This is a genomic window from Streptomyces sp. NPDC002868 (assembly GCF_055563295.1).
The window spans coordinates 359,397-385,653 of sequence record NZ_JBVHDR010000006.1 but is presented as its reverse complement, the minus strand read 5'-3'; the positions used below and the strand labels follow the sequence as shown (position 1 = coordinate 385,653).

The 26,257-nt window shown below is 69.6% G+C and carries 28 protein-coding genes; 10 read left to right on the top strand and 18 right to left on the bottom strand.

All coding sequences use genetic code 11. The annotated features are described in order from the left end of the window. Positions 1-67: 67 nt before the first annotated feature. The 5 genes from folP (at position 68) to ACZ3H8_RS21040 (ending at position 3,058) form a co-directional block, all read left to right on the top strand. On the top strand, positions 68-925 hold the full coding sequence (folP, locus tag ACZ3H8_RS21060; protein ID WP_467403961.1) for a dihydropteroate synthase: 858 nt from the start codon (positions 68-70) through the stop codon (positions 923-925). Further along, positions 922-1,368 carry a nuclear transport factor 2 family protein gene (locus ACZ3H8_RS21055; RefSeq protein WP_467403958.1) on the top strand — a complete coding sequence of 149 codons (447 nt, stop codon included), beginning with the start codon at positions 922-924 and terminating at the stop codon, positions 1,366-1,368. The genes folP and ACZ3H8_RS21055 overlap by 4 nt, the downstream gene beginning before the upstream one ends. Before the next feature lie 193 nt (positions 1,369-1,561). Beyond that, positions 1,562-1,921, top strand: a complete 360-nt coding sequence (folB, locus tag ACZ3H8_RS21050; protein ID WP_307661902.1) for a dihydroneopterin aldolase — start codon at positions 1,562-1,564, stop codon at positions 1,919-1,921. Continuing rightward, positions 1,918-2,529, top strand: a complete 612-nt coding sequence (folK, locus tag ACZ3H8_RS21045) for a 2-amino-4-hydroxy-6-hydroxymethyldihydropteridine diphosphokinase (RefSeq protein WP_467403955.1) — start codon at positions 1,918-1,920, stop codon at positions 2,527-2,529. The genes folB and folK overlap by 4 nt, the downstream gene beginning before the upstream one ends. Positions 2,530-2,575: 46 nt before the next feature. Further along, positions 2,576-3,058, top strand: a complete 483-nt coding sequence (locus ACZ3H8_RS21040) for a DUF3180 domain-containing protein (RefSeq protein ID WP_467403953.1) — start codon at positions 2,576-2,578, stop codon at positions 3,056-3,058. Positions 3,059-4,048: 990 nt separating this feature from the next. Here the strand turns inward: ACZ3H8_RS21040 and folE are convergent. From folE to dacB, 6 genes are all read right to left on the bottom strand, one after another. Then, a complete protein-coding gene (folE, locus tag ACZ3H8_RS21035) occupies positions 4,049-4,654 on the bottom strand; it encodes a GTP cyclohydrolase I FolE (RefSeq protein ID WP_467403952.1) in 606 nt (201 codons plus the stop codon). 122 nt (positions 4,655-4,776) lie between these two features. Next, positions 4,777-6,798, bottom strand: a complete 2,022-nt coding sequence (gene ftsH / locus ACZ3H8_RS21030; RefSeq protein ID WP_467403949.1) for an ATP-dependent zinc metalloprotease FtsH — start codon at positions 6,796-6,798, stop codon at positions 4,777-4,779. Between the two features lie 161 nt (positions 6,799-6,959). Beyond that, on the bottom strand, positions 6,960-7,499 hold the full coding sequence (gene hpt, locus ACZ3H8_RS21025) for a hypoxanthine phosphoribosyltransferase (protein WP_307665870.1): 540 nt from the start codon (positions 7,497-7,499) through the stop codon (positions 6,960-6,962). 39 nt (positions 7,500-7,538) lie between these two features. After that, positions 7,539-8,645, bottom strand: a complete 1,107-nt coding sequence (tilS, locus tag ACZ3H8_RS21020; protein WP_467403947.1) for a tRNA lysidine(34) synthetase TilS — start codon at positions 8,643-8,645, stop codon at positions 7,539-7,541. A gap of 187 nt (positions 8,646-8,832) precedes the next feature. Continuing rightward, a complete protein-coding gene (locus ACZ3H8_RS21015) occupies positions 8,833-9,963 on the bottom strand; it encodes a zinc-dependent metalloprotease (RefSeq protein WP_467403945.1) in 1,131 nt (376 codons plus the stop codon). Between the two features lie 67 nt (positions 9,964-10,030). After that, the gene (gene dacB / locus ACZ3H8_RS21010) at positions 10,031-11,461 is read right to left on the bottom strand and encodes a D-alanyl-D-alanine carboxypeptidase/D-alanyl-D-alanine endopeptidase (protein WP_467403943.1); all 1,431 of its coding nucleotides are present in this window, start codon (positions 11,459-11,461) and stop codon (positions 10,031-10,033) included. A gap of 87 nt (positions 11,462-11,548) precedes the next feature. On the opposite strand from dacB, the gene ACZ3H8_RS21005 reads away from it, so the two are divergent. Beyond that, on the top strand, positions 11,549-12,043 hold the full coding sequence (locus ACZ3H8_RS21005) for an inorganic diphosphatase (RefSeq protein WP_108151010.1): 495 nt from the start codon (positions 11,549-11,551) through the stop codon (positions 12,041-12,043). A gap of 156 nt (positions 12,044-12,199) precedes the next feature. Next, the gene (locus ACZ3H8_RS21000; RefSeq protein ID WP_467403940.1) at positions 12,200-13,849 is read left to right on the top strand and encodes a threonine/serine exporter family protein; all 1,650 of its coding nucleotides are present in this window, start codon (positions 12,200-12,202) and stop codon (positions 13,847-13,849) included. Positions 13,850-13,874: 25 nt separating this feature from the next. Here ACZ3H8_RS21000 and ACZ3H8_RS20995 read toward each other — a convergent pair whose 3' ends face one another. Further along, positions 13,875-14,570 carry a DedA family protein gene (locus ACZ3H8_RS20995; RefSeq protein WP_467403938.1) on the bottom strand — a complete coding sequence of 232 codons (696 nt, stop codon included), beginning with the start codon at positions 14,568-14,570 and terminating at the stop codon, positions 13,875-13,877. A gap of 207 nt (positions 14,571-14,777) precedes the next feature. Here ACZ3H8_RS20995 and ACZ3H8_RS20990 point away from each other — a divergent pair, with 207 nt between their 5' ends. After that, the gene (locus ACZ3H8_RS20990; protein ID WP_356228411.1) at positions 14,778-15,143 is read left to right on the top strand and encodes a YbjQ family protein; all 366 of its coding nucleotides are present in this window, start codon (positions 14,778-14,780) and stop codon (positions 15,141-15,143) included. A 114-nt stretch (positions 15,144-15,257) separates the two neighbouring features. Here ACZ3H8_RS20990 and ACZ3H8_RS20985 read toward each other — a convergent pair whose 3' ends face one another. Further along, positions 15,258-16,016: a MerR family transcriptional regulator gene (locus tag ACZ3H8_RS20985; protein ID WP_467403935.1), complete on the bottom strand. Its 759-nt coding sequence runs from the start codon at positions 16,014-16,016 to the stop codon at positions 15,258-15,260. Between the two features lie 126 nt (positions 16,017-16,142). Between ACZ3H8_RS20985 and ACZ3H8_RS20980 the strand changes: the two genes are divergently transcribed. Next, positions 16,143-17,570 (top strand): glutamate decarboxylase, encoded by a 1,428-nt coding sequence (locus tag ACZ3H8_RS20980; protein WP_467403933.1) that lies wholly within the window; start codon positions 16,143-16,145, stop codon positions 17,568-17,570. Between the two features lie 19 nt (positions 17,571-17,589). Here ACZ3H8_RS20980 and ACZ3H8_RS20975 read toward each other — a convergent pair whose 3' ends face one another. The 6 genes from ACZ3H8_RS20975 to ACZ3H8_RS20950 form a co-directional block, all read right to left on the bottom strand. Then, a complete protein-coding gene (locus tag ACZ3H8_RS20975; RefSeq protein ID WP_467403930.1) occupies positions 17,590-18,369 on the bottom strand; it encodes an ABC transporter permease in 780 nt (259 codons plus the stop codon). Further along, positions 18,366-19,295, bottom strand: a complete 930-nt coding sequence (locus ACZ3H8_RS20970; RefSeq protein WP_467403928.1) for an ATP-binding cassette domain-containing protein — start codon at positions 19,293-19,295, stop codon at positions 18,366-18,368. Before ACZ3H8_RS20970 ends, ACZ3H8_RS20975 begins: the two co-directional genes overlap by 4 nt. Before the next feature lie 95 nt (positions 19,296-19,390). Further along, positions 19,391-20,032: a PadR family transcriptional regulator gene (locus ACZ3H8_RS20965; RefSeq protein ID WP_356228404.1), complete on the bottom strand. Its 642-nt coding sequence runs from the start codon at positions 20,030-20,032 to the stop codon at positions 19,391-19,393. A gap of 93 nt (positions 20,033-20,125) precedes the next feature. Continuing rightward, the gene (locus tag ACZ3H8_RS20960; protein ID WP_467403925.1) at positions 20,126-20,677 is read right to left on the bottom strand and encodes a DinB family protein; all 552 of its coding nucleotides are present in this window, start codon (positions 20,675-20,677) and stop codon (positions 20,126-20,128) included. Positions 20,678-20,779: 102 nt separating this feature from the next. After that, positions 20,780-22,237, bottom strand: a complete 1,458-nt coding sequence (locus tag ACZ3H8_RS20955; protein WP_307661919.1) for an aldehyde dehydrogenase family protein — start codon at positions 22,235-22,237, stop codon at positions 20,780-20,782. Between the two features lie 59 nt (positions 22,238-22,296). Next, a complete protein-coding gene (locus ACZ3H8_RS20950) occupies positions 22,297-23,160 on the bottom strand; it encodes a helix-turn-helix domain-containing protein (RefSeq protein WP_467403923.1) in 864 nt (287 codons plus the stop codon). 344 nt (positions 23,161-23,504) lie between these two features. Between ACZ3H8_RS20950 and ACZ3H8_RS20945 the strand changes: the two genes are divergently transcribed. Then, positions 23,505-24,023: an ATP-binding protein gene (locus ACZ3H8_RS20945; protein WP_307661921.1), complete on the top strand. Its 519-nt coding sequence runs from the start codon at positions 23,505-23,507 to the stop codon at positions 24,021-24,023. Between the two features lie 100 nt (positions 24,024-24,123). On the opposite strand, the gene ACZ3H8_RS20940 is transcribed toward ACZ3H8_RS20945, so the two are convergent. The 4 genes from ACZ3H8_RS20940 to ACZ3H8_RS20925 all read right to left on the bottom strand — a co-directional run bounded on the left by ACZ3H8_RS20940 (position 24,124) and on the right by ACZ3H8_RS20925 (position 26,255). Then, the gene (locus ACZ3H8_RS20940; protein WP_307661922.1) at positions 24,124-24,357 is read right to left on the bottom strand and encodes a DUF397 domain-containing protein; all 234 of its coding nucleotides are present in this window, start codon (positions 24,355-24,357) and stop codon (positions 24,124-24,126) included. A gap of 274 nt (positions 24,358-24,631) precedes the next feature. Further along, on the bottom strand, positions 24,632-24,874 hold the full coding sequence (gene rpsR, locus ACZ3H8_RS20935) for a 30S ribosomal protein S18 (RefSeq protein ID WP_398992923.1): 243 nt from the start codon (positions 24,872-24,874) through the stop codon (positions 24,632-24,634). Then, positions 24,874-26,010, bottom strand: a complete 1,137-nt coding sequence (locus tag ACZ3H8_RS20930) for a CobW family GTP-binding protein (protein ID WP_467403920.1) — start codon at positions 26,008-26,010, stop codon at positions 24,874-24,876. Before ACZ3H8_RS20930 ends, rpsR begins: the two co-directional genes overlap by 1 nt. Next, positions 26,007-26,255, bottom strand: a complete 249-nt coding sequence (locus ACZ3H8_RS20925; RefSeq protein WP_467403919.1) for a type B 50S ribosomal protein L31 — start codon at positions 26,253-26,255, stop codon at positions 26,007-26,009. Before ACZ3H8_RS20925 ends, ACZ3H8_RS20930 begins: the two co-directional genes overlap by 4 nt. Positions 26,256-26,257: the final 2 nt, after the last annotated feature.

Genomic DNA, 26,257 nt, shown 5'->3' with positions numbered 1-26,257 from the left:
GGGAGCAAACCCCGCCCGAGCCCACCGGCGTGACTGGTGGCCCCGCTCGCGGGCCTAGGCTGGGCGTATGAGTACGTTGCGCGGACGAGGCACAGCCAGCGGGCTGCCGCAGTGGGGTCGCTGTGCGGTCATGGGGGTCGTCAATGTGACGCCCGATTCCTTCTCCGACGGCGGCCGCTGGTTCGACACCACCGCCGCCGTCAAGCGCGGCCTCGACCTCGTCACCGAGGGCGCCGATCTCGTCGACGTCGGCGGCGAGTCCACCAGGCCCGGCGCCAGCCGCGTCGACGAGGACGAGGAGCTGCGGCGCGTGATCCCCGTCGTACGCGGCCTCGCCGCCGAGGGCGTCACCGTCTCCGTCGACACCATGCGCGCCTCCGTCGCCGAAAAGGCCGTCGCCGCCGGCGCCGTCCTCGTCAACGACGTCAGCGGCGGCCTCGCCGACCCCCGCATGGTCCCCGCCGTCGCCGCCACCGGCGTCCCCTTCGTCGTCATGCACTGGCGCGGCTTCAGCCACGACATGAACAGCCGCGCCCTCTACACCGACGTCGTCGCCGAAGTAGTCGCCGAGCTGCGCGACCGCATGGACGCCGTCATCGCCGGCGGCATCGCCCCCGAGCGCCTCGTCATCGACCCCGGCCTCGGCTTCGCCAAGCAGGCCGAGCACGACCTCGCCCTCGTCGCCCATCTCGCCGAACTCCGGGCGCTCGGCCGCCCCGTGCTCGTCGCCGCCTCCCGCAAGCGGTTCCTCGGCCACGTACTGGCCAAGGAGGGCGCCCCGCCGCCCGCCAGGGAGCGGGACGCCGCCACCGCCGCGGTCTCCGCCATCGCGGCGCACGAGGGCGCTTGGGCCGTCCGGGTCCACGAAGTACGCGCCACGGCCGACGCCGTCCGCGTCGCCCGGGCCGTCGAGGCCGCCCGGTGAGCCGTACCGAGGTAGAGCTGGTCGAAGCAGCCAACACCACGTTCTACGAGGCGATGGAGCGCGGTGACTTCGAAGAGCTCTCCGGCCTCTGGCTGGACGAGGGCATCTCGTGCATCCACCCCGGCTGGCCCGTGCTCTCCGGCCGCGGCGAAGTGCTCCGCTCGTACGCCCTGATCATGGCGAACACCGAGTACATCCAGTTCTTCCTCACCGACGTCAAGGTGAGTCTCGCCGGTGACACCGCCCTGGTGACCTGTACGGAGAACATCCTCAGCGGCGGCCCCGCCGAGGAGAGCGGCGAACTCGGCCCCCTCGTCGGACAGCTCGTCGTCGCCACCAATGTGTTCCGTCGCACATCCGACGGATGGAAGATCTGGTCACATCACGGATCACCCGTACTGGCGGAAAGCGACGAAGAAGAGGACGACGAGACCCCCTCGTAAGTGGGTAAGCGGCCTTATGGAGGTTGGAATTCCGGGCCTCCGGGTAGGGGCGGCTACCAGCCTCGCGGGGGCCCGTGTCCACAGCACCCGTGGGCGAGTGCTGTCAGCGCTCGCAGGTAGATTCGATGGTGGACACGGGCCGCCCGCACGTGGCCGCGTGCCCGCAAGACCAACGACAGCAGGAGTGATTCGCGTGGATCGTGTCGCGCTGCGCGGCCTCAAGGCCCGCGGGCACCATGGCGTTTTCCCCCGGGAGCGCGAGGAAGGCCAGACCTTCATCGTGGACCTGGTGCTCGGCCTCGACACCCGCCCCGCGGCGGCAGACGACGACCTTGCGAAGACCGTGCACTACGGCATTGTGGCGGAGGAGGTCGTCGCGGTCGTCGAGGGCGAGCCCGTCGACCTGATCGAGACACTGGCGGAGCGGATCGCCCAGCAGTGCCTCAAGCACGACGGCGTCGAAGAGGTCGAGGTGGTCGTGCACAAGCCGGACGCACCGATCACGGTGCCTTTCGACGACGTGACCATCACGATCACCCGGAGCCGAGTATGACCGTGTTTTCCAACGGGACGCAGAGCGACCCGACCGTGCAGCCGGTGCCCGCCTCCGTGGTGGAGCAGGTCGACGCGGCGGACGTCACCCTGTCCAATCCGAAACGGGCTGTGATCGCCCTCGGCTCCAACCTCGGCAACCGCCTGGAGACCCTCCAGGGCGCGATCGACGCGCTCGAGGACACGCCCGGGCTGCGGGTCAAGGCCGTGTCTCCGGTGTACGAGACGGAGCCGTGGGGCGTCGAGCCCGGCAGCCAGCCCTCGTACTTCAACGCGGTCGTTGTGATCAAGACCACTCTTCCGCCGTCCTCCCTGCTGGAGCGCGGCCAGGCCATCGAAGAGGCCTTCGACCGGGTCCGCGAGGAGCGCTGGGGTCCGCGCACCATCGACGTCGACATCGTGGCGTACGCCGAAGTGGTCTCCGACGACCCCTCGCTCACGCTGCCCCACCCGCGGGCGCACCAGCGCGCGTTCGTGCTCGCCCCGTGGCACGACATCGAGCCGGAGGCGCAGATTCCGGGTTACGGTCCGGTGGCGCAGCTGCTGGCCGCCGTCGGGCGGGCGGCCGTGGTTCCCCGCGCCGACCTGGAACTCCGTCTGCCCGACTAGTCGTTAGGCTCTTGCGTACGGCGGACAGTGAAGGGCGGCACTCTCGGTGAAGCAACTACGGCTCGGTGTACTGGCCGGTCTCTTCGCCGCGGCCGGGGTGCTGTCCTGGGGCGGCGCCCGCCTGTGGGAGGCGTTCGGCACCCTGCCGAGCGTGCCGCTGGCCGCGCCGATCGTGCTGGCGGTGATCGCCGTCATCCTCACCGCGACCGCGCTGTCGCTCCGCGCCCGCCTGCGGGCCCAGCGCGAACGACGCCCGGGCGCGAAGGGCGTCGAGCCGCTGATGGCGGCGCGCGCGGTGGTCTTCGGCCAGGCGAGCGCGCTGGTGGCGGCGCTGGTGGCGGGCATGTACGGCGGCACGGGCGTGTACCTACTGAGCTCCCTGGACATCCCGGCCCGCCGGGACCAGGCGATCTATGCGGGCTTGTCGGTGCTGGCGGGGATCGGCGTGATCGCGGCGGCGTTCTTCCTCGAGCGGGTCTGCAAACTCCCGGAGGACGACGACCAGGGCGAGAGCGCGGCCCGCGCGTAGCGCGTGTGGCGGGTTGCCGGTGCGGCGGCGGTGGGGGTTGCCCGGCGCCGCGGCGACCGCGGTGCGGGTCGCGGGGTTGCCCGGCGCCGCGGGGTGCGGGTTCCGGGGTGCGGGTCGCGGGGTTGCCCGGCGCGGCGGGGTGCGGGTTCCGGGGTGCGGGTCGCGGGGTTGCCCGGCGCGGCGGGGTGCGGGTTCCGGGGCCCCTCCGGGCTCGACTCCTCGGGGTCGGCGGCATGAAGGGGTTCGTGTTGATCACCGCGTCCGGCCGCCGATCCCCTGCGGGGACGACCCTGCACGGCCCCTCCCCACCAGCAGGCACCCGGTACCGGCCCGCCGCGGGGCGGGCCGGTAGCCGCCGCCCGGCGGGACGCGGGGACGCCAGCCCCGCCTTCGCGTGCTCCGCGGCGAAGCCGCCGGAGCAGCCGGAGCAGCCGGAGCAGCCGGGAGGCTAGCCCGCTTTCCTGGGCTCCGCAGCGAAGCCGCCGGAGCGGCCGGGGGTGCGGGCCCACCTTCCTGGGCGGCGCGAAGCTGCCGCGTGGCAGGGTGCGGGGCGTCAGCCCTGCTTTCCTGGGCTCGGCGGCGTAGCCGCCGGAGCAGCGCGGGTGCGGGGCCGTCAAACCTGGGCGTCGCGAAGCCGCCGCGTGGCAGGGGCGTAGGGCGTCAGCCCCGCCTTCCTGGGCTCCGCGGCGAAGCCGCCGGAGCGTCGGAGGTGTGGGGGCGCCCCTCCTCCCCCCGCAGGGGGCTGGGGGCCTGCCCCCAGTTTCCGGGAAGGGGCGGGGTGGGGGAAAGTCCGTGCCCGCACCCGCGTACCCCTCCGCCAGGGGCCGGAGCATGCCCCCCCACGCTGCGGAGCCGCACATTGACACAGCCGGGAAGGGGCGGACGGGGAGGAAGTCCGCGCCCGCGCCCCGCGTGCCCCTCCGCCAGGGGGCCGTGGCACCGCCCCCACGCCGGAGCCGCCCATTGAGGCAGCCCCGAAGGGGCGAGGGCTCAGCGCGCCATGATCAGGCTCATCGCCTCGTTGCGCGTCGCCGAATCCCGCAATTGCCCCCGCACCGCCGAAGTAATCGTCTTCGCCCCCGGCTTCCGCACCCCCCGCATCGTCATGCACATGTGCTCGCACTCGACGACCACGATCACGCCGCGCGGCTCCAGGATCTCCATCAGCGAGTCCGCTATCTGCGTGGTCAGCCGCTCCTGCACCTGCGGCCGCCGCGCGAAGACGTCCACGAGGCGGGCCAGCTTCGACAGCCCCGTGATCTTCCCGTCCGACGACGGGATGTACCCGACATGCGCGACCCCGTGGAACGGCACGAGATGATGCTCACAGGAGCTCATGACCTCGATGTCCTTCACCAGGACCATCTCGTCGTGACCGAGGTCGAACGTCGTCGTCAGGACGTCCTTCGGCTGCTGCCACAGCCCAGCGAATATCTCCCTGTACGCGCGCGCCACACGCGTCGGCGTCTCCCGCAGGCCCTCGCGGTCCGGGTCCTCCCCGACCGCGATGAGGAGCTCGCGTACAGCGTTCTCGGCCCGCTTCTCGTCGAACTCGCCGATCGTGCCCTCGCCGTCCAGCGTCACCGGGTCGGTCATCTGTGCCTCGTTCCTGTTACCTCTAACGTGCGGGCATACGGGAATGCCGCGTCCCCCAGGCTAAAACACCTGGGGGACGCGGCATCCATTCCGGGCCCTGTGTGGCCACAGCGCCGGACGGGTCAGCTCTCCGGACGCTCCTCCGGGACCGCCTCGATCGCCGGGGCGGCGTCCGTAGGCACCGCGCCGTTGGACCCGACGGCGCCATTGGTCAGCGCCAGCTCCTTCGGCGAGAGCACCGGCGGCCGCGTCGACGGCGTACGCCGCGAGGAGCCGGTCCACGCCGGGCGAGCCGGGCGCTTCACGATGGGCGCGAAGATCTCGGCGATCTGCTCCTTGCCGAGGGTCTCCTTCTCCAGCAGCTGGAGGACCAGGTTGTCGAGAACGTCGCGGTTCTCGACGAGGATCTCCCAGGCCTCGTTGTGCGCGGTCTCGATGAGCTTCTTGACCTCTTCGTCGACCAGCGCCGCGACCTCTTCGGAGTAGTCCCGCTGGTGAGCCATCTCACGGCCCAGGAACGGCTCCGAGTTGTCGCCACCGAACTTGATCGCGCCGAGCCGCTCGGTCATGCCGTACTGCGTGACCATCGAGCGGGCCGTGGCCGTGGCCTTCTCGATGTCGTTGGCCGCACCGGTGGTCGGGTCGTGGAAGACGAGCTCCTCCGCCGCGCGGCCGCCCAGCATGTACGCCAGCTGGTCGAGCATCTCATTACGCGTGGTGGAGTATCTGTCCTCGTCCGGCAGGACCATGGTGTAACCGAGCGCCCGCCCACGGGACAGGATCGTGATCTTGTGGACCGGGTCGGAGTTCGGCGAGGCCGCCGCGACCAGGGCGTGACCGCCCTCGTGGTACGCGGTGATCTTCTTTTCCTTGTCCGACATGATCCGGGTCCGCTTCTGCGGGCCGGCCACGACGCGGTCGATCGCCTCGTCCAGGGAGTGGTTGTCGATCAGCTTCTTGTCGCTGCGCGCCGTCAGGAGCGCCGCTTCGTTCAGCACGTTCGACAGGTCCGCGCCGGTGAAGCCGGGCGTACGCCGGGCGACAGCGCCCAGGTCGACGTCCGGGGCGACCGGCTTGCCCTTCTGGTGGACCTTGAGGATCTCGAGACGGCCCATCATGTCCGGACGATCGACGGCGATCTGCCGGTCGAACCGGCCCGGGCGCAGCAGCGCCGGGTCGAGGATGTCCGGCCGGTTGGTGGCGGCGATCAGGATGACGCCGCCCTTCACGTCGAAGCCGTCCATCTCGACGAGCAGCTGGTTCAGCGTCTGCTCACGCTCGTCGTGGCCGCCGCCGAGACCCGCACCGCGGTGCCGGCCGACGGCGTCGATCTCGTCGACGAAGACGATCGCCGGGGCGTTCGCCTTGGCCTGCTCGAAGAGGTCGCGCACTCGGGAGGCGCCGACGCCGACGAACATCTCGACGAAGTCGGAGCCGGAGATCGAGTAGAACGGGACGCCCGCCTCGCCCGCGACAGCGCGAGCGAGCAGCGTCTTGCCCGTGCCGGGCGGGCCGTACAGCAGCACACCCTTCGGGATCTTGGCGCCGACCGCCTGGAACTTGGCCGGCTCCTGCAGGAACTCCTTGATCTCGTGGAGCTCCTCGACCGCCTCGTCGGCCCCCGCCACATCGGAGAAGGTCGTCTTCGGGGTGTCCTTGGTGATCAGCTTGGCCTTGGATTTCCCGAAGTTCATGACTCGGGAGCCGCCGCCCTGCATCTGATTCATGAGGAAGAGGAAGACCACGACGATCAGAACGAAGGGCAGCAGCGAGAGCAGCACCGAAACGAACGGGCTCTGCTTCGACGGCGAGACGGTGTAACCCTTCTCGATGTCGCCGGCCTCGAACTTCGTCTGCAGCTTCTCGGCCAGATCGGCACCCTGGGTGCCGATGTAGCTTGCCTGGATCTTGTCGCTGCCCTTGACCTTCTGGTCGCCCTTCAGATCAACCTTGATGATCTGTTCGTCGCCTGTGGTCAGCTTGACCTGATCGACCTGGTTCTTGTCGATCGCCTGGACGACCTCGCCGGTGTCCACCGTCTTGTAGCCGCCGGACGAGCCGACGACCTGCATCAACACGACCACGGCGAGGACGGCCAGCACGATCCACATGACCGGCCCACGGAAGTATCGCTTCACGTCCATCCATACGGAGCGAATTCGCCCCGTCCCTCCTGCCCGTAGGTAAATGCTGCTGTGAGAAAAGACTGTTCTTCGGACGGTACCCCAGCATTGTCACCCGCGACCGCCTTCCCTTGCTCCAACGGCGGGAAGGAGGCCAGGGTTCCCGTGCCTCTGCGGGGGCTTCAGCCGCCGTATACGTGCGGTGCGAGCGTGCCGACGAACGGCAGATTGCGGTACTTCTCGGCGTAATCCAGGCCATACCCGATGACGAACTCATTGGGAATGTCGAAGCCGATCCACTTCACATCGATCGCGACCTTCGCGGCATCCGGCTTACGCAGCAGGGTGCAGACCTCGAGGGAGGCCGGCTCGCGCGAGCCGAGGTTCGACAGCAGCCACGAGAGCGTGAGGCCGGAGTCGATGATGTCCTCGACGATCAGGACGTGCTTGCCCTTGATGTCGGTGTCCAGGTCCTTGAGGATCCGGACCACGCCAGACGACTGGGTGCCCGCGCCGTAGGACGACACCGCCATCCAGTCCATGGTGACGGGTGTGGACAGCGCACGCGCCAGATCCGCCATCACCATCACGGCGCCCTTGAGGACACCGACGATGAGCAGGTCCTTACCCGCGTACTCTGCGTCGATCTTCGCGGCCAGCTCGCCCAGCTTCGCGTCGATCTCTTCCTTGGTGATGAGCACCGACTGGAGGTCGGTGCCCATGTCCTTCTCGTTCACCCGGGCCACTTTCGTCGTGCTGCGTCAGCCTTGCCGAATGACCAGTCTGCCACCCTGCCGTCGCACCTCGACGCGGCCGGGCAGATTGATGGCTCCCTGGCCGCGCCAGCTCGTGATCAGGCGGTCGACTTCCTCGACGTGCCGGGCGAAGAGTGAACCGGCGGGCGCACCGGCCTCGATGACGGCCCGGCGCAGCACCCGGCGGCGCACGGCGGGGGGCAGCGCGTACAGCTTCGCGCACTGGAGCTGACCTGCGTCGTCCCGTACGGCGGCGTCCGCGTCGGCGGCCCAGGTGTCCAGGGCGTCGGCATCGTCGCGGGAGAGTTGGGCGGTACGGGCCAGGGCCTCGACGACGCCTTTGCCGAGCGCCTTCTCCAGGGCGGGCAGGCCTTCGTGACGCAACCGTGAGCGGGTGTAGGCCGGGTCGGCGTTGTGCGGGTCGTCCCAGACGGGCAGCGACTGGACCATGCAGGCCTTGCGGGCGGTCTGCCGGTCGAGCTGGAGGAAGGGGCGGCGGTATCGGCCGGCGGCCCCCGAGATGGCCGCCATTCCGGACAGCGAGCGGATGCCGGAGCCGCGGGCGAGGCCCAGCAGGACGGTTTCGGCTTGGTCGTCGCGGGTGTGGCCGAGCAGCACGGCGGCGGCGCCGTAGCGCTCCGCGGCATCGTCGAGGGCGGCGTAGCGGGCATCACGGGCCGCGGCCTCCGGTCCGCCGTCGCGGCCGACCCGTACCGAGATGGCTTCGACGGGGTCGAGCTGCATCGCGGTGAGCCGGGCGGCGACCTCGGCGGCGCGGAGGTCGGAGCCGTCCTGGAGGCCGTGGTCGACGGTGATGCCGCCGGCCCGGACGGAGAGTTTGCGGGCTTCGAAGGCGAGGGCGGAGGCGAGTGCCATGGAGTCGGCGCCGCCGGAGCACGCCACGAGGACGAGCGGCTGCTCGCCTGCGGAGGTGTGGCTCGCGGTTTTCGTCGCTGAGGACGCGGAGCACGAGGGGGACGCGGAGTAGGCGGGGTACGCAGAGGTCGCGTGGCTGACCGAGCGCGCGACGCGCTGGGAGTGTTCGGTGAGTACGTCGTGGAGTACGCGGCGGACCGCCAGGCGTATCGCCGCGACCGCAGGATGGGGACCCATGTCCGGTGCCCTTCGTGAAAGTTGGGGGGTGCCTCGGTCGGAGTGGGGACGGGAGGATCAGTCACTCAGAGTGCGTCGATGGTGACAGAACCGAGCCGATACCCGAGCATTGCACGCCTACCCATTGCCTACGGTCCCTCGGATGGGTGATTACGGGGGCGTTCTTCTGCCGTCGACCGCCGCCCGCTCACGACTCTGCTTTACGGTGCACCCTCGCGACCCAGTCCGCCGGTTTGGCGATCTCCGCCTTGGTGGGGAGGGTGTTCGGGGACGTCCAGACCCGGTTGAATCCATCCATACCGACCTCCTCCACGACGGAGCGCACGAAACGCTCGCCGTCGCGGTACTGACGCAGCTTGGCGTCGAGTCCGAGCAGCTTGCGCAGCGCCTGGTCGAGACGGCTGGCGCCACGCGCCCTGCGCTGCTGGAACTTCTCCCGGATCTCGGCGACGGAGGGCACGACATCGGGCCCGACACCGTCCATCACATAGTCCGCGTGGCCCTCGAGCAACGACATGACGGCCGTCAGCCGACTGAGGATCTCGCGCTGGACGGGAGTCTGCACCAATTCGACGATGGAGCGGCCGCTCTCGTCCTCCTCGCCCTCGGGGCGCGCGCCGGACAGCGACTGGGCGGCCTCCCTGAAGCGCTCCAGGACTGTCATCGGATCGACGTCGGTCTCGCCGAGAAATGACTGGATCTCGCCCTCGAGGTGGTCGCGCAGCCACGGCACGCCGGTGAACTGGGTGCGGTGTGTCTCCTCGTGGAGGCAGACCCAGAGCCTGAAGTCGTGCGGGTCGACTTCGAGTTCGCGCTCCACGTGCACAATGTTCGGGGCGACGAGCAGCAGCCGTCCGCCGCCCTTCTCTCCTGCGGGCAGCTCACGGGTGGGCGGGGCGAAGGTCTCGTACTGCCCGAGGACCCGCGAAGCCAGGAACGACAGCAGCATCCCCAGCTCCACGCCGGTGACCTTGCCGCCGACCGCGCCGAGCACCGCGCCGCCGGGGCCGCCGGGGCGGCGCTCCTGCATCTTGTCCAGCAGCGGCTTGAGCAGCTCGCGAAAGCCCGCGACGTTCGCCCTGACCCACCCGGCCCGGTCCACTACCAAGACTGGGGTGTCCAGTGGTTCATGGCCTTCCGGGATCATCCGGGTGAAGCCCCGCACATGTTCCTCGGACGCCCTGGCATGCCGTCGCAGCTCGGCGACGACGGCGCGCGCCTCGTCCCTGCTCACGTCGGGCCCGGGCCGCACGAAGCGGGTCGCGGTCGCCACAGCGAGGTTCCAGTCGACCATCTCGGCACCACCGATGCTCGTCATGCGTCAACCGTACGTTGTCGGCTCGTCCGTCGGTGAGTCGTTGGTACCGGCCGGTTCGCCGGGAACGTCACGATGCCAGCGCGGCGGCCAGCCGGTCCAGGGCGGGCTGTGCGTCGTCTCTGGACGGGGTGTTCCCGGCCAGGAAAGCGAAGGCGAGGAGACGGCCGTCCGGGGCGACGACCGTGCCGGCCAGGGTGTTCACACCTGTCAGCGTGCCGGTCTTGGCGCGCACCAGTCCGGTGCCCGGTGAGGTCTCGTTGTACCGGGTCTGAAGGGTCCCGCTGAAGCCCGCGACCGGCAGGCCGGTGAGGACCGGGCGCAGCTCGGGGTGGGCCGGGTCGGCGGCGCGGGCCAGCAGCGCGGTCAGCAGGCCGGCGGAGAGTTTGTCCTGGCGGCTGAGTCCGCTGCCGTCGGCGAAGCGGGCGCCGGTCAACGGGAGCTCCAGCCGGGTCAGTTGCTTGGTGACGGCGCGCTCTGCGCCCGCGAAACTCGCCTCCTCGCCGGTCGCCAGGGCGGTCTGGCGGGCGAGGGCCTCTGCGATGTCGTTGTCACTGTGCGTCAGGGTCCGCTCGACCAGGGCCGAGAGGGGGGCGGAGAGCACCTTGGCGACGGGCTTGGCTCCGGCGGCGGGCCGGCCGGGGGCGGGCGTCGCCGAGCTGTCGACGCCCCGCTCTGCCAGCAGCCGCCCGAAGGCGCGGGCGGCGTCGCCCGCCGGGTCGCCGCTGCGGTGCGCGGCGCCGGTGGGCCCCTCTCCCCCAGAGCCCGCGGCCTGGGAGGTCTCCCCGAGCCGCCCTTCGCCGACCATCAGCGCGCTGACCGGGGCGATGTTCATGTTGGGACCGATGGGGTGCAGCCCGGGGCCCTTGTAGAGCGAGGTGTCGTACGCCAGGCGGACCGTTCTCACCCCGCGCTCGCGCAGGGCACGCGCCGTGCGGTCGGCGAGGGTGCGCAGGCCGGCGGTGTCGAGGGTCGCGTCGCCGCCGCCGACCAGCGTGAGCTCCTTCGCGTCCTCGGACGCGACGACCGTGGTGGGGATGCGGTGGTCCGGACCGAGCGCCGACAGGGCCGCAGCCGACGTGGCGATCTTGATGGTGGAGGCCGGGGTCATGGGGTCCGCGGCCCCCTTTCCGTACAGCTGCCTGCCCGTCGCGACATCGATGACAGAGGCCGTGCGGACCGTGCCGAGGCCGGGGTCGCCGAGCAGCGGGGCGAGCACCCTGGCGAGGTCGGCGGGGGTGGTCCGCGGGGCCTGCGCCGCGGTCGTGGGGGCGCCCAGGGCAGCGAGCACGCCGGGCGCACTGGGCGCGGGCGCCGGGCGCTTCGGCCTGGGCGTCTGGTGATGTGTGCCACCTGGGATGCTCCGGGCAGCGGCCCAGTCCCTCTCGGCCTTACGCTGGCCCGAGTCCCATGGACCGGCCGCGGCCACAGCCCCGGCGGCGAGGGCGAGGCCGACCACGGCGGCGCCCGCGGCGAGCTGCCACGTCCTGACCTCTGGCACCTCGCACCAGCCCCCTTTCGCGATCACACATCTGCGTGAGGGACACTTAATCACCAGACGTATGTGTTGATCATGGAGGAGCCACCCGTGGAGTTCGACGTCACCATCGAGATCCCGAAGGGTTCGCGGAACAAGTACGAGGTGGACCACGAGACCGGTCGGATCCGCCTGGACCGTCGACTCTTCACCTCGACCAGCTACCCGGCCGACTACGGCTTCGTCGAGAACACCCTCGGCGAGGACGGCGACCCGCTGGACGCCCTGGTCATCCTTGACGAGCCGACGTTCCCCGGCTGCCTCATCAAGTGCCGCGCGATCGGCATGTTCCGGATGACGGACGAGGCGGGCGGCGACGACAAGCTGCTCTGCGTGCCTGCCTCCGACCCGCGTGTGGAGCACCTGCGGGACATCCACCATGTGTCGGAGTTCGACCGCCTGGAGATCCAGCACTTCTTCGAGGTCTACAAGGACCTGGAGCCCGGCAAGTCGGTCGAGGGCGCGAACTGGGTCGGCCGCACCGAGGCGGAGGCGGAGATCGAGGCGTCCTACAAGCGCCTGGAGGCGCAGGGCGGCGCGCACTGACCTCGCGCTGAGCTTCTCGTACGGGCGGCGCACCCCACGGGGTGCGCCGCCCGTCGTGCGTCCTGGACCGGTGGCCGACGGGCGGGGTGTGTGTGATCGCGTGGGCGTGCCCATACTGGGCTGACACGGCGACACGATCGGGAGCGAGGGCAGCACGTGGTGGCGGAGCCGGAGGGTCCGGAAGACCGGAAGCCTCAGTCCGACGAGGCGCACAGCGCCTTCACCCCACCGGCTGGGGTGGGACAACCGGAGGCACCCGAGGAGGACCATCCGTCCTCGGAGTTCGCGGTTCCGGCCGGGCTCGCCCCCGAAGTGCCCCCCGAGCAGGAGGGTTCCGCGTTCGCACCGCCCAGCACCTACAGCGCCAAGAAGTCGCCGCCCGCCTTCACCCCCGCGCACGGCATGCCGGTGATCCGGCTGACCAAGCACGCCCCCTGGCAGGACCGGATGCGGGCGATGCTGCGCATCCCGGTCGGCGAGCGGCCGGTGCCGGAGCACGCGCAGCGGCAGGACGAGGCCGGTCCCGCCGTGCCGCGTGTGCTGGACCTGACGCTGCGTATCGGCGAGCTGCTGCTCGCGGGCGGCGAGGGCGCGGAGGACGTCGAGGCGGCCATGTTCGCCATCACGGTTTCGTACGGCCTCGATCGCTGCGAGCCGACCGTCACCTTCACCCTGCTGTCGATCACCTACCAGCCGTCGCTGGTCGACGACCCGGTGACGGCGAACCGGACCGTACGGCGCCGAGGTACCGACTACACCCGGCTGGCCGCCGTCTACCGCCTCGTCCACGACATCAGCTCCGAGGACGTCGACGTCTCGCTGGAGGAGGCCTACCGGCGTCTCGCCGAGATTCGCCGCAACCGCCACCCCTACCCCGGCTGGGCGCTCACCGCGGCCGGCGGCCTGCTTGCGGGTGCGGCGTCCGTGCTGGTCGGCGGCGGGGTGCTGGTGTTCGTGGCGGCGGCGATCAGCGCGATGCTCGGCGACCGGCTGGCCTGGCTGTGCGCGGGCCGCGGGCTGCCGGAGTTCTACCAGTTCGTCGCGGCGGCCATGCCATCGGCGGCGATGGGCGTCGCGCTGACGCTGTCGCCGCTGGATGTACGCGCCTCCGCGGTGATCACCGGTGGGCTGTTCGCGCTGATCCCGGGGCGGGCCCTGGTCGCCGGCGTACAGGACGGTCTGACCGGCTTCTACATCACCGCTGCCGCCCGGCTGCTCGAAGTCGGCTATCTCGTCGTCGGCATCGTCATCGGCGTACTGAGCGTGCTCTATCTGGGCATCGCGCTGGGCGCCAGCCTCAACCCGGAGACGGCCATCCACAGCGTCGAGCGGCCGGTCGTCCAGACGCTGGCGGCGATGGCGCTGTCACTGTGCTTCGCCGTACTGCTGCAGCAGGAGCGCAACACCGTGCTGCTGGTGACGCTCAACGGCGGGGTGGCCTGGGTGGTGTACGGCGCGCTCGCGGACACCGCCGGCATTCCGCCGGTCGCGGCCACGGCTGCGGCGGCCGGTCTGGTGGGCCTGTTCGGGCAGCTGCTCTCGCGGTATCGGTTCGCCTCCGCGCTGCCATACGTCACCGCTGCCATCGGGCCACTGCTGCCCGGTAGCGCGACGTACTTCGGACTGCTGGAGATCGCCAGGAACGACCTGAACGCAGGCCTCGCCTCACTGTCCAAGGCCGCCGCCCTGGCGCTGGCCATCGCGATCGGGGTGAACCTGGGAGGCGAAATCTCCCGGCTGTTCCTGCAGGTGCCGGCCGAGGGGCGGGCCGAACGCCGCGCGGCCAAGCGGACGCGCGGCTTCTAGTTCTCGCGGGTACAGACGTGCAGATTCAGCGCTTGGCGTGGCGGCCGCGCTGGGACGGCGGCACCTCGTCGGCCGGTCCTGCCGCGGCGGCTTCCTTCTTGCCCCGGGAACGGGCCCGCAGGAACTCGATCGCGATCGGCACCACCGAGATCAGCACGATGAGGATCAGGATCGCTTCGATGTTCTTGTGGACGAACTCGACCTTGCCGAGCGCGGCGCCGAGCAGGGTGACGCCCGCACCCCACAGGGTGCCGCCGATGATGTTGAAGGTGATGAACGAGCGGTAGTTCATCCGGCTCACACCGGCGATGATCGGCGTGAACGTACGCACGATGGGGACAAAGCGGGCGAGCACCAGCGACTTGGGGCCGTACTTCTCGAAGAACTCGTGCGCCTTCTCAACGTTCTCCTGCTTGAAGAGCCTGGAGTCGGGGCGCTTGAAGAGCGACGGGCCGACCTTGCGGCCGAAGAGATAGCCGACCTGGTCGCCGATGACGGCGGCGAGGACGATCAGGGCGCACACCGCCCACAGCGGGACTCCGTCCAGCGCTCCGGTGGTCACCAGCAGGCCGGTGGTGAACAGCAGCGAGTCACCCGGCAGGAAGAAGCCGATGAGCAGGCCGGATTCGGCGAAGACGATGACCAGGACCCCGATCAGACCGAAGGTCGAGATCAGATAGTCCGGGTCCAGCCAGCTCGGTCCGAGCGCAAGGGTAGTCACGAGGTCCGGGCTCCTGAGTCGTTAGTCGGTCGAACGTCGATTCGGCCGTCGGCATTCGGCGCGGTCGGCAGACCAAAGCTATCAACGCATCGCAGCCGTTCCACGTTCCATCGGCCCGCCCAGGATGCACTGTGCTCGGACTGGGACAAAGCTGTGCGTCACAAGCCTCAGAGAGCTTTATGGGAGCCGTACGGAAGGTGGACGCAGATGGGCATCGAGGATTACGGCGGCGGACAGGGCCCGCAGCCCGACGTACTGGTCGTCACCACGAACGACGTGGCCGGATTTCAGGTGCAGGAGGTCATCGGAGAGGTCTTCGGGCTCACCGTGCGCTCACGGCATCTGGGCAGCCAGATCGGCGCGGGCCTCAAGTCGATGATCGGCGGCGAGCTGAAGGGGCTGACCAAGACCCTGGTGGAGACCCGCAACCAGGCGATGGAGCGCCTGGTTGAGCAGGCGCGCTCGCGCGGGGCCAACGCCGTGCTGATGTTCCGCTTCGACGTGTCGGAGGCGGCGGACGTGGGCACGGAGGTCTGCGCGTACGGCACGGCGGTGGTCGTGGCCCGGAGCTGAGCCGGACGCGAGTCCGGGCCGGGGCCACGCACGTCCGGCCCGGACCGGACCTGGCGCCCGCAGGGCCCGCACCCCGGACCCGACGCCCGCGCCCGCGCCCGCGCCAGGACGTGATCAGCTGCCCCGCACCGCGTTCGCGAGGATCGCGTCGCGCAGATAGCCGGCCAGGCCGGGCTTGATCTGCTCGAACGTGGAGCTGAAGCGCTCGTCCGCGACGTACATCTCGGCGAGCCCGGTGTGGATCTCGTACGTGCAGTCGTAGAAGTTCCGGCTGATCTGCTGCCGGTGCTGCTCGGCCAGGTCCATCGCCGACTCCGAGTCCGGGGCCACTCCGGCGTCCATGAGGGCGACGAAGGCGTTGGTGTTCCCGGCGCCCTCGGCCTTGATCCGCAGCCAGTCCTCCTTGGTGTAGGTGGCGACCCGGCGCTGTGACTCCCGGTACGGCTCCGTGTCGCCCCAGCGCCGGCGCGACTCCTCGTCGAACCGGTCCGGGTCGTACTCCCCGAAGACCTCGAACTTCTCCTCGGGGGTGAGGTTGATGCCCATCTTCCGTGCCTCCATGGCGTGTTCGACGGCCTCGGCCATCTTCTGCAGCTTCTCGATCCGGACCGTCAGCAGCTCGTGCTGCCTGCGCAGGTGCTCCTGCGGGTCCGCGTCCGGGTCGTCGAGAAGTGCCGCGACCTCGTCGAGCGGAAAGCCGAGCTCCCGGTAGAACAGGATCTGCTGCAGCCGGTCGAGGTCGGCGTCGTCGTAACGCCGGTGGCCCGCGTGGCTGCGGCCGCTCGGCGAGAGCAGTCCGATCTCGTCGTAGTGGTGCAGCGTGCGCACCGTCACTCCGGCAAATGAGGCGACCTGTCCCACCAAGTAGCTCATCGCTTTCCGCTCCTTCGTTTCTCGGTACGCGTCTCAGACTGCTGCCTCACGTTGCGTGAGGTGCAAGCCCGTATGAGCCTGAGACCTGAACGCCTACAGCCGGGAGCAAGGAAGGCGGTGCGGACGATGCCACTCCACCAGGGCTCGGGCAGCGGTGCCCCCGAGGAGGAGCAGGAAGCGCGCATGCTCGCCCTCAACCCTTTCTACGGCGCGGCCGACCCGGTCAGCGGAATGACCTCCGCCCCGCCCACCCACCGGCTTCCCGACGGCCCGCTGCCGCCCTCGACGGCATACCGCCTGGTCCATGACGAGCTGATGCTCGACGGCAACTCCCGGCTCAACCTCGCCACCTTCGTCACCACCTGGATGGAGCCACAGGCTGGGGTGCTGATGTCGGAGTGCCAGGACAAGAACATGATCGACAAGGACGAGTACCCGCGCACCGCCGAGCTGGAGCGGCGCTGTGTGGCCATGCTCGCCGACCTCTGGAACGCCCCGGACCCGGCCGCTGCGGTCGGGTGCTCGACCACCGGCTCCAGCGAGGCCTGCATGCTCGCCGGCCTGGCACTCAAGCGCCGCTGGGCGAAGCGCAACGCCGACCGCTATCCCGCGACCGCCCGCCCGAACATCGTGATGGGCGTCAACGTCCAGGTCTGCTGGGACAAGTTCTGTACGTTCTGGGAGGTCGAGGCGCGGCTTGTGCCCATGGAGGGCGACCGCTTCCATCTCGATCCGCGGGCGGCGGCCGATCTCTGCGACGAGAACACCATCGGCGTAGTGGCCGTGCTCGGCTCGACCTTCGACGGGTCCTACGAACCCGTCGCCGAGGTCTGCGCCGCCCTGGACGCCCTCCAGGAGCGCACCGGCCTGGACATCCCCGTCCATGTCGACGGGGCGTCCGGCGCGATGGTCGCGCCCTTCATCGACGAGGACCTCGTCTGGGACTTCCGGCTGCCGCGGGTCTCCTCGATCAACACCTCCGGACACAAATACGGCCTGGTCTATCCCGGCGTCGGCTGGGCGCTGTGGCGCTCGGGCGCCGAACTGCCCGATGAACTGGTCTTCCGGGTCAACTATCTGGGCGGCGACATGCCGACCTTCGCCCTGAACTTCTCGCGCCCGGGCGCCCAGGTCGTCGCGCAGTACTACACGTTTCTGCGGCTGGGCCGGGAGGGCTACCAGGCCGTCCAGCAGACCGCCCGGGACGTCGCCCGCGGGCTCGCCGGCCGGTTCGAGGCCCTGGACGACTTCCAACTCCTCACCCGCGGCGACGAGTTGCCCGTGTTCGCCGTCACCACCGCGCCAGGCGTGCAGAACTTCGACGTCTTCGACGTCTCGCGGCGGCTGCGCGAGCACGGCTGGCTGGTGCCCGCGTACACCTTCCCGGCCAACCGCGAGGATCTCTCCGTACTCCGCGTGGTCTGCCGCAACGGCTTCTCCTCCGATCTCGCGGAGCTGCTGATGGATGATCTGAACCGGCTGCTGCCCGAACTGCGCCGCCAGCCCTACCCGTTGAGCAAGGACACGGCGGCGGCGACCGCCTTCCACCACTGACGGCCGCCCCGCCCCGTACTCAGTGGCTGAGCCGCCGGAACCGCCGCACCGCCAGCGGGAAGAACACCGCCACCAGCGCCACCGGCCACACCGCCGCCATCAGCTGGGCATGCTCCGCCGCCCAGGAGCCTTCAGCCACGCCCGGGATGCCGGACAGGTCCCGTACCGCCGTGGCCGTCGCCGACATCGGGTTCCACTCGACGGCCGCGCCCAGCCAGCCCGGCATCGATTCCGGCGTCGCGAAGGCGTTGGAGAGGAAGCCGATCGGCCACACCAGGATCTGCACGGCCTGCACCATTTCCGGCTTGCCCGCGACCATCGCCAGATGGATCCCGATCCACAGCATCGCGAACCGCAGCAGAAGCAGCAGCCCCACCGCCCCCAGGAACGACCCGAACCCGCCGTGCCAGCGCCAGCCGATCGCGTACCCCACGCCGATCATCACGAGCAGGCTGAGCGCCGACTGGAGCATGTCCGCCACGCTCCGCCCGACCAGCACCGCGGAACTCGCCATCGGCATGGAGCGGAACCGGTCGATGACCCCCTTGCCCAGGTCCTGGGTGACGGCCAGCATCGTCGAATCCAGGCCGAACGCCATGGTCAGCGCGAGCATGCCGGGGACCAGAAAGCCGACGTACGTCCCTTCGACGCCCCGTCCGCCGCCGACCAGATAGCCGAACATCAGCAGCAGCATCACCGGGAAGACCAGGCCGACGACGACCTGCACCGGCTGCCGCGCCCAGTGGGCGAGTTCGCGCCGGGTCATGGTCCAGGAGTCGGTGAGAGCCCATGCGGTCATGCGGACACCTCCTGAGTGAGGTGCAGGAACACCTCGTCGAGCGTGGGGCGTCGGACGGCTATGTCCTCCGCCTCGATACCGGCCGCCTCCAGGGCGCGCACGGCCTCGGTCAGGGCCGCCATCCGGTCGTTCACCGGCGCGCTGACCAGTCTCCGGTCCTCATCCACGGTTGCCTCGCCCGGCAACAGCGAGGCAGCGCACGCCAGTTGTCCCGCGTCATGCAGGACGATGTCGATCCGGTCGCCGCCGAGCTTCGCCTTCAGCTGGTCCGCCGTGCCGTCCGCGATCACCCGCCCGGCGTCGATCACCGAGATCCGGTCGGCCAGCTGATCAGCCTCCTCCAGATACTGCGTGGTCAGCAGTACGGTCGTGCCCCCGCCGACCAGTGAGCGCACCGCGCTCCACACCTCGGCCCGCCCGCGCGGGTCGAGCCCGGTCGTCGGCTCGTCCAGGAACAGCACCTCCGGCTCGGTGATCAGCGACGCCGCCAGGTCGAGCCGCCTGCGCATCCCGCCGCTGTACTGCTTGACCGCCTTTCGGCCCACGTCCGCGAGCCCGAACCGCTCCAGGAGCTCGTCCGCCCGTGTGCCCGCCCGCCGAGCGCCCAGGTGATACAGCCTCCCGAACATCTCCAGGTTCTGCCGGCCGCCGAGCTCCTCGTCGACCGCCGCGTGCTGCCCGAGCAGCCCGATGCGCCGCCGCACTTCGACCGCCTCGGTCCGCACATCGTGGCCTGCCACCCGCACCACGCCCTCGTCGTGCCGCAGCAGCGTCGCCATGATGCGTACGGCGGTGGTCTTGCCCGCGCCGTTGGGCCCGAGCACCCCGTGCACCGTGCCGCGGGCCACCGCCAGATCCAGTCCGTCCAGAGCCCGTTTCTCCCCGTACCGCTTTCGCGCGCCCTCGACGACGATCGCGTCCGTCATGTGTCTCCTCCAGCACCTCAAGCACCCGCAAAGCTAGTAGTCAAACTTGACTACCGCCGCAAGGTATCCCCCAATCCACAATTGGTCAAACTTGATTAGCTCTGATCTCCCTCATGCGGCACACCCGTGGCATACGGGTTCTCCTCGCCCTCGGCGAGCACCCCCACAAAGGGATCACCCTCCCCCGAGAAGGTGTACGCACCCTCCTCGATCCGCCGGATCAGGCCCCGCGTCCACTCGGCTCCGGAGTCCGCGGAGCCGACCCACAGATTCATGATCTCGCCGATGTGCCCGAGCGACTGGGGACCTTCCTCGGGGGTGTAGTACTCCGTCACCGCGGCTCGCCACTCCTCCAGGCCGCGCACCCGCTCCTTCAGCAGCGCCACGGCCTCGTCCCGCTTCAGTTCGACGATGAAGCCGATCGCAGCCGAGAGGACGTCCAGCTTCTGGTCGTAGACCGTCAGGGACTCCCGGAGCAGTCTGAAGAACTCCTCGGTGCCCTTCTCGGTGATCTCGTACTCGGTGCGCGGCGGACCGCCGGCCGTCGACGGCGCGATCTCATGGGCGTGCAGCAGACCTTGCTTCGCCATCTGCTTCAGCGCGTGGTAGATCGAGCCGGGCTTGGCGTTGGACCACTCGTGGGCGCCCCAGTACTCCAGATCGTTGCGGACCTGGTAGCCGTGCGCCCGCCCGTGCTGGCGTACGGCTCCAAGGACCAGCAGCCGGATCGCTGACATCCGCGTACCCTTCCTATTCAACTTTGACTAGGGTACGCGGAGAGACAGGGAGGTACACGGACCGGCCCGGCGAGAGGCCGTCTGCCCGGCCCGCTACTCGCCCCAGCTCTGACCACTCTCCAGCGCCACCAGCTCGAACGAACCCTTGCCGTCCAGCGACTCGCGGATGATGTCCGCGTGGCCCGCGTGCCGGCCGATCTCCTCCACCAGATGCAGCATCAGCCAACGCATCGACACCGCGCCGTCCTTGGGGAACCAGGGCGCGTCGGGCAGCGGGAAGGTGTCGTCCAGGCTGGGCACGGAGTGGATGAACTCGTCGGTCTCCTTGGCGACCGAGTCCCAGAAGGCCAGCGTCCCCGGGATCGTCTCCTCGCCGACCAGCCGGAAGCTGTCGCCCCAGGTCTCCTCGTTGCGCGCCTTCTCGTTCGGCTTCTGCTGCGCCATCCGCAGCCAGTTCAGCTCCATCTCCGCGACATGCTTGAGCAGTCCGGACAGCGAGAGCTCGCTGGCGCTCGGGCGGCTCGCCGCCTGCTCCTCGGTCAGTCCGAGAACCGAGCGGCGGATCGCGCCACGCTGCGCCTCGACGAAGGAGAGGAGCGCACCACGCTCGTCTCCGTGGGCCTCTGCGGGAACGTGAGTGACCATGATGTCCGCCCTTCCGAGCTTGGCTGTGCCGTCCTGACAACAACCAAGCTACGGACCCTTGCGGTCAGCTTCTGTCCGCAAGGGTCCGGCGTCGCGAAGGCCTCAGAAGGGGAACTGCGAGCGACCGTGCTGCACCGAGATCCACTTCTGAGTGGTGAACGCCTCGATCATCGACTCGCCGTTCAGCCGCCCACTGCCGGAGTGCTTCTCGCCGCCGAAGGGGACGATCGGCTCGTCGTGGACGGTGCTGTCGTTGATGTGGATCATTCCGGTGTTGATCCGCTGGGCGATCCGTACACCCCGCTCGATGTCACCGGTGTGCACCGCGCCGCTCAGTCCGTACGGAGTGTCATTGGCGATCCTGACCGCCTCGTCCTCCCCGTCGAACGGCACGATCAGCGCCACCGGGCCAAAGATCTCCTGCTGCAGGACCGGCGAGTCGGCCTCGAGACCGGTCAGCACCGACGGGCCCACGAGATTGCCCTCGGACGTCCCGTGCAGCAGCGCGGTCGCGCCGGCCTCGACGGTCTGGTCGACCAGTGCCGTGACCGCGTCGGCCTGCGAGGAGTTGATGAGCGGGCCGATGTGGGTCTGCGGGTCCGCCGGGTCGCCGACCTTCAAGGTCTTGACCTTGGCGACGAACTTCTCGGTGAACTCCTTCTCCACGCTCCGGTCCACCAGGACGCGGTTGGCGGCCATGCAGACCTGGCCCTGGTGCACGTAACGGCTGAAGACCGCCGCGTCCACCGCGTAGTCGATGTCCGCGTCCTCCAGCACGATCAGCGCGCTGTTGCCGCCCAGTTCGAGAATGGCGCGCTTGAAGTTGGCCGCGCAGACGGTGGCGACATGCTTGCCCACCTTGTCGGAGCCGGTGAAGGAGATGGCCTTCGGCACCGGGTGCTCCAGCAGCGCGTCGCCTATCTCGGCTATGTCGGTGATGACGACGTTCAGCAGTCCGGCGGGCAGGCCCGCGTCCTCGAAGACCTTGGCCACCAGGGACCCGCCGCAGATCGGGGTGTTCTGGTGCGGCTTGAGGACCACCGCGTTGCCCAGCGCCAGCGCCGGGGCCACCGACTTGATCGACAGCAGGAAGGGGAAGTTGAAGGGGCTGATGACGCCCACGACGCCGACCGGCAGGCGGTAGACACGGTTCTCCTTGCCGTCGACCGGCGAGGGGAGGATCCGGCCCTCGGGCCGCAGGGAGAGCTGCACCGCCTCGCGCAGGAACTCCTTGGCGAGGTGCAGTTCGAAGGCCGCCTTGAGATGCGTGCCGCCCAGCTCCGCGATGATCGTCTCGGTGATCTCCTGCTCGCGGTCCTCGATGATCCGCAGGGCGCGCTCGAAGACCAGCCGGCGGGCGTACGGATTGGTCGCAGCCCAGGCTTCCTGCGCGCGCTCCGCGGCACGGTAGGCCTGGTCCACCTCCGCGGCGGTGGCGACCGGGATCGAGGCCAGCTTCTCCCCGTCGTACGGGTTGAAATCGATGATGTCCCAGGAGCCGCTTCCCGGCCTCCACTCGCCATCGATGTACTGGTGGGCCAGCTCGGTGAAGAAGGACATGTGATCCGATTCCTTACTGCAGAAGCAGATGCCTGACTTCACGTCATCGTACTTGTGTTTCAGATCAGTTGGAGTAGACCACGGAGAAGATCCCGGCTCTCGGCCGGATCCGGGCTGTCCTGCTGAAGACGCTCCATCACTCGTTCGTACTGAGCGACCTCCTCGCGCTTGTCCAGGTAGAGGGCGCTGGTGAGCTGCTCCAGATAGACGATGTCGGAGAGGTCCGACTCGGGAAAGCGCAGCATGGTGAAGGAGCCGCTCTCGCCCGCGTGCCCGCCGAAGCTGAAGGGCATCACCTGCAGGGTGATGTTCGACTGCTCGGAGATCTCGATCAGATGCCTCAACTGGCCCTGCATCACCGCCCGGTCGCCGTATGGGCGGCGCAGGGCTGCCTCGTCGAGGATGGCGTGGAAGCGGGGCGCGCGCTCGGAGACGAGGACCTTCTGGCGCTCGAGGCGGAGCGCGACCCGGCGGTCGATCTCGGCGCGCGGGGCATCGGGGATGCCGCGGGTGACGACCGCGTGCGCGTACGACTCGGTCTGCAGCAGGCCGTGCACGAACTGCACTTCGTAGATTCGGATGAGCGAGGCGGCGCCCTCCAGGCCGACATATGTCTGGAACCAGCCGGGCAGCACGTCGCCGAAGCTGTGCCACCACCCGGCGACATTGGCCTCCTTGGCAAGGCCGAGGAGGGATTCGCGCTCGGATTCGTCGGCGACTCCATAGAGCGTCAGCAGATCCTCGACGTCCCTCGCCTTGAAGCTCACCCGTCCCAACTCCATGCGGCTGATCTTGGATTCGGATGCGCGGATGGAGTAACCAGCCGCCTCGCGGGTGATGCCGCGCGACTCGCGCAGCCGCCTCAGTTGGGAGCCCAACAGGATGCGCCGCACCACGGAACCGGAAGACTCGCCTGCGGTCACGACTCCAACCCTCCCCATCGCTAGGTCTCGCTACGTCGATGTGTGTGCCGATGTGTGTCGATGCCTGTCTCGCGGAGTGCCTCCGAACCCCGAGACCGGGATTCTGCCACCAAAACGCTTCAGCCCGTACTCATTCGATTACGGAAATGAGACGGCCTTGGGAAGGGGGTGAAAGAGATCTGCGGAAGAAATGAGTAAGAACCGGCACCGGGGCGGACAGGTCGGGCACGTGCACGTGCATCTGCCCTTGCATCTGCTCTACGCATTGGGAACCATGGTCCTCGCGCACCTGCGCGCTCGTTCGTGTTGTAGCGTCACAGCCGCGATTCCTGGGAGTGCCTCGCATGGGACCGAATGGATCGACCATGCTCGAGCCGTTACGGCAGGGGCTGCCCCCAATCGATCCCGCAGCGGTTTCCAGCTCAGCCTCGTGCGCCCTGCCCGCCCGCTATGAAGCGGTGCGCGGAGCACGGCAGTTCACCAAGGCGACGCTCGGGCAGTGGGAGCTCAACGACCGTTTCGACGATGTCGCGCTGGTCGTTTCCGAACTTGTCACCAACGCACTGCGGCACGCGCTGCCCGCCGACACCCCGCGGGAGATCCGGGAGTCCCAGGATCCGCCCGTGCGGCTGCATTTGATGCGCTGGACGAGTCGGCTGGTATGCGCGGTGCGCGATCCCAGCCACGACAGTCCAGGGGCGTCCGGCGACAGCGAGGACGCCCCTTTTCCGGACCCGAGCGGGGGTGCCGAGTCGGGCCGCGGTCTGTTTCTGGTGGACTCCTTCAGCGACAGCTGGGGCTGGCACCCGCTGGCCGGGTCGCTGCACGGCAAGGTCGTCTGGGCACTGTTCCGGCTGGGCTAGGCCGTCGGGGTCGAGCAGCCTGGCGGCCAGCTCGCGAAGCCACCCACCGGACAGCAACCACCAACGCCCCCTGGCCCACAGCATCCACGAACCCGGACGCCTAGACCAGGTGGTCGAACTCCCCGTCCTTGACGCCCAGCAGCAACGCTTCTATCTCGGCGGGCGTGTAGACCAGGGCGGGGCCGTCGGGATGCCGTGAATTGCGCATCGCCACGTCTCCGCCCGGCAGTTTGGCGAACTCCACGCAGGATCCCTGGGAGTTGCTGTGTCTGCTCTTCTGCCAGACGACCCCGTGAAGCTCCGTGGCCGCCATGCCGTTGTACGCGTGGTGCACGAGAAACGCTCCCGGGGTACAAGGTGCAGGTGTCAACTGTCCCGGATCATAGCTGTGTTTCATATGCCAATGCATGAACGGCTGCACGGGCAGATGCACGTGCACGTGGGGTGTTCCCTCGGTTACAGCTTCTCCAGCGTGTGATCGAATCTCTCGCGCCCAAGGAAGAGACGTGTTCCACGCCGTTCTGGCTCCACGGTCCAGGTAAAAGTCCAGCCCCCCGGAGCACCCTGAGGTGATCCGGGGGGCCGGCCCGGGCGAAATCTCCTGCACATCACTTTCCGGAGGAGTACGGCAGCAGCGCCATCTCACGGGCGTTCTTGATCGCACGGGCCAGCAGACGCTGCTGCTGGGCGCTCACCCGGGTCACCCGGCGGCTGCGGATCTTGCCGCGGTCGGAAATGAACTTCCGCAGCAGGTCCGTGTCCTTGTAGTCGATGTACGTGATCTTCGCCTGGTCCAGCGGGTTGGGGCGGGACTTGACGGGCTTGCGCGGGTCGGTGCGGCGGGGGGACATCAGACCTCCAGGAGGGAGTCGAAGGCGGGCGGCAGCCGCTTCCAGGCCTCGCGGCCCGCGGCGTACTCGGCATCGGTCAACAGGCAGGATTCGAGGAGCTGTTCCAGGCCGTGGCGGTCCAGTCCCGGTGAGGTGAAGACCAGATGCTGACAGCAGTCCCCGTGCTCGGGGTGCCAGTCCAGGGCGGCCGCGGCCCGGCGGACCGGCGGGACCAGGTCCCAGGCGGCGTCCGGCAACGAGGCGAGCCAGGGGCCCGCGTTCTCCACGCAGAGCGCGCCGCCCGCCGCGTCCCAGGCCAGCAGGGTGTCCGGGCGGTCCGCGAGCCAGAAGCGGCCGCGACTGCGAGCGGCCGCGCAGGTCAGGTCCTCCAGCGCGTGGTAGAGCCGCTCCGGGTGGAAGGGACGGCTGCGGTGCCAGACGTACGTACCGACCCCGCAGTCGTCCGCCTCCTGCGGCAGCAGCGCACAGGCCGGGTGCTGGGCGGCCGCGGCCGCCTCCACGTCGAAGCCGGCCAGCGCGGCGGCGGCCAATTCGGCTCCGCCGACCTCGACTTGGCGGGCGGTCGGGTGCAGCTGGGCGAGCAGCGCGCGGTCCTCGTCGTCGGCCTCCTCGCTGTCGACGACGGCGAGCACAGGCGCGTACTCCAACTGGCGCGCCCAGGTGTCGGCGACCGTGCGCCGGTCGCTGGTGGCGGCCGCGAGCCCCACGTCGATCAGGTCGTCGCCGTTGCCGAGGTAGGGCAGCAGCAGGGCCGGGTCGACGGCGGTCATCACCGAGGTGACGGCGAGGCGTTCGCCGCCGTGCGCCGCGACGACCTCGGCCATCGCCTTCGGTTCGACCGAGTCCCACAGCTCGACGATCGCGAGCCGGGTCGTGCCGCCGTCCGCGAGCCGTTCCAGCTCGGGCACCAGGTCCTCGCGCAGCGCACAGCAGGCGCAGTCGTTGACCAGGGGCGTCTCGCCGGTGGTCTGCAGCCCGTGCGCGTCGCGGACGCTCCGTACGACCGTCCCCTGCGCGGCGGTCGACAGGTCGTGGTGGAGCGCGACGCTGCCGGGCACCGTGGCCAGCAGCCGGTCCACGGCGGCCTTGCGGGCGTCGGAGTGCAGCCCGGCGACGAGCGCGACGGGGAGCCTCACGCTCGTCCTCCGTACCGCCGCTCGAAGCGCTCCACTCGCCCGGCCGTGTCGAGCACCCGCGCGGTCCCCGTATAGAAGGGGTGGCTCGCGGAGGAGATCTCGACGTCGATGACGGGGTAGGTGTTGCCGTCCTCCCACTCGACCGTCTTCTCGCTGGTGGCGGTGGACCGGGTGAGGATGGCGAAATCGGCCACTTTGTCGCGGAAGACGACGGGGCCGTACAGGGGGTGGATACCGGGCTTCATCG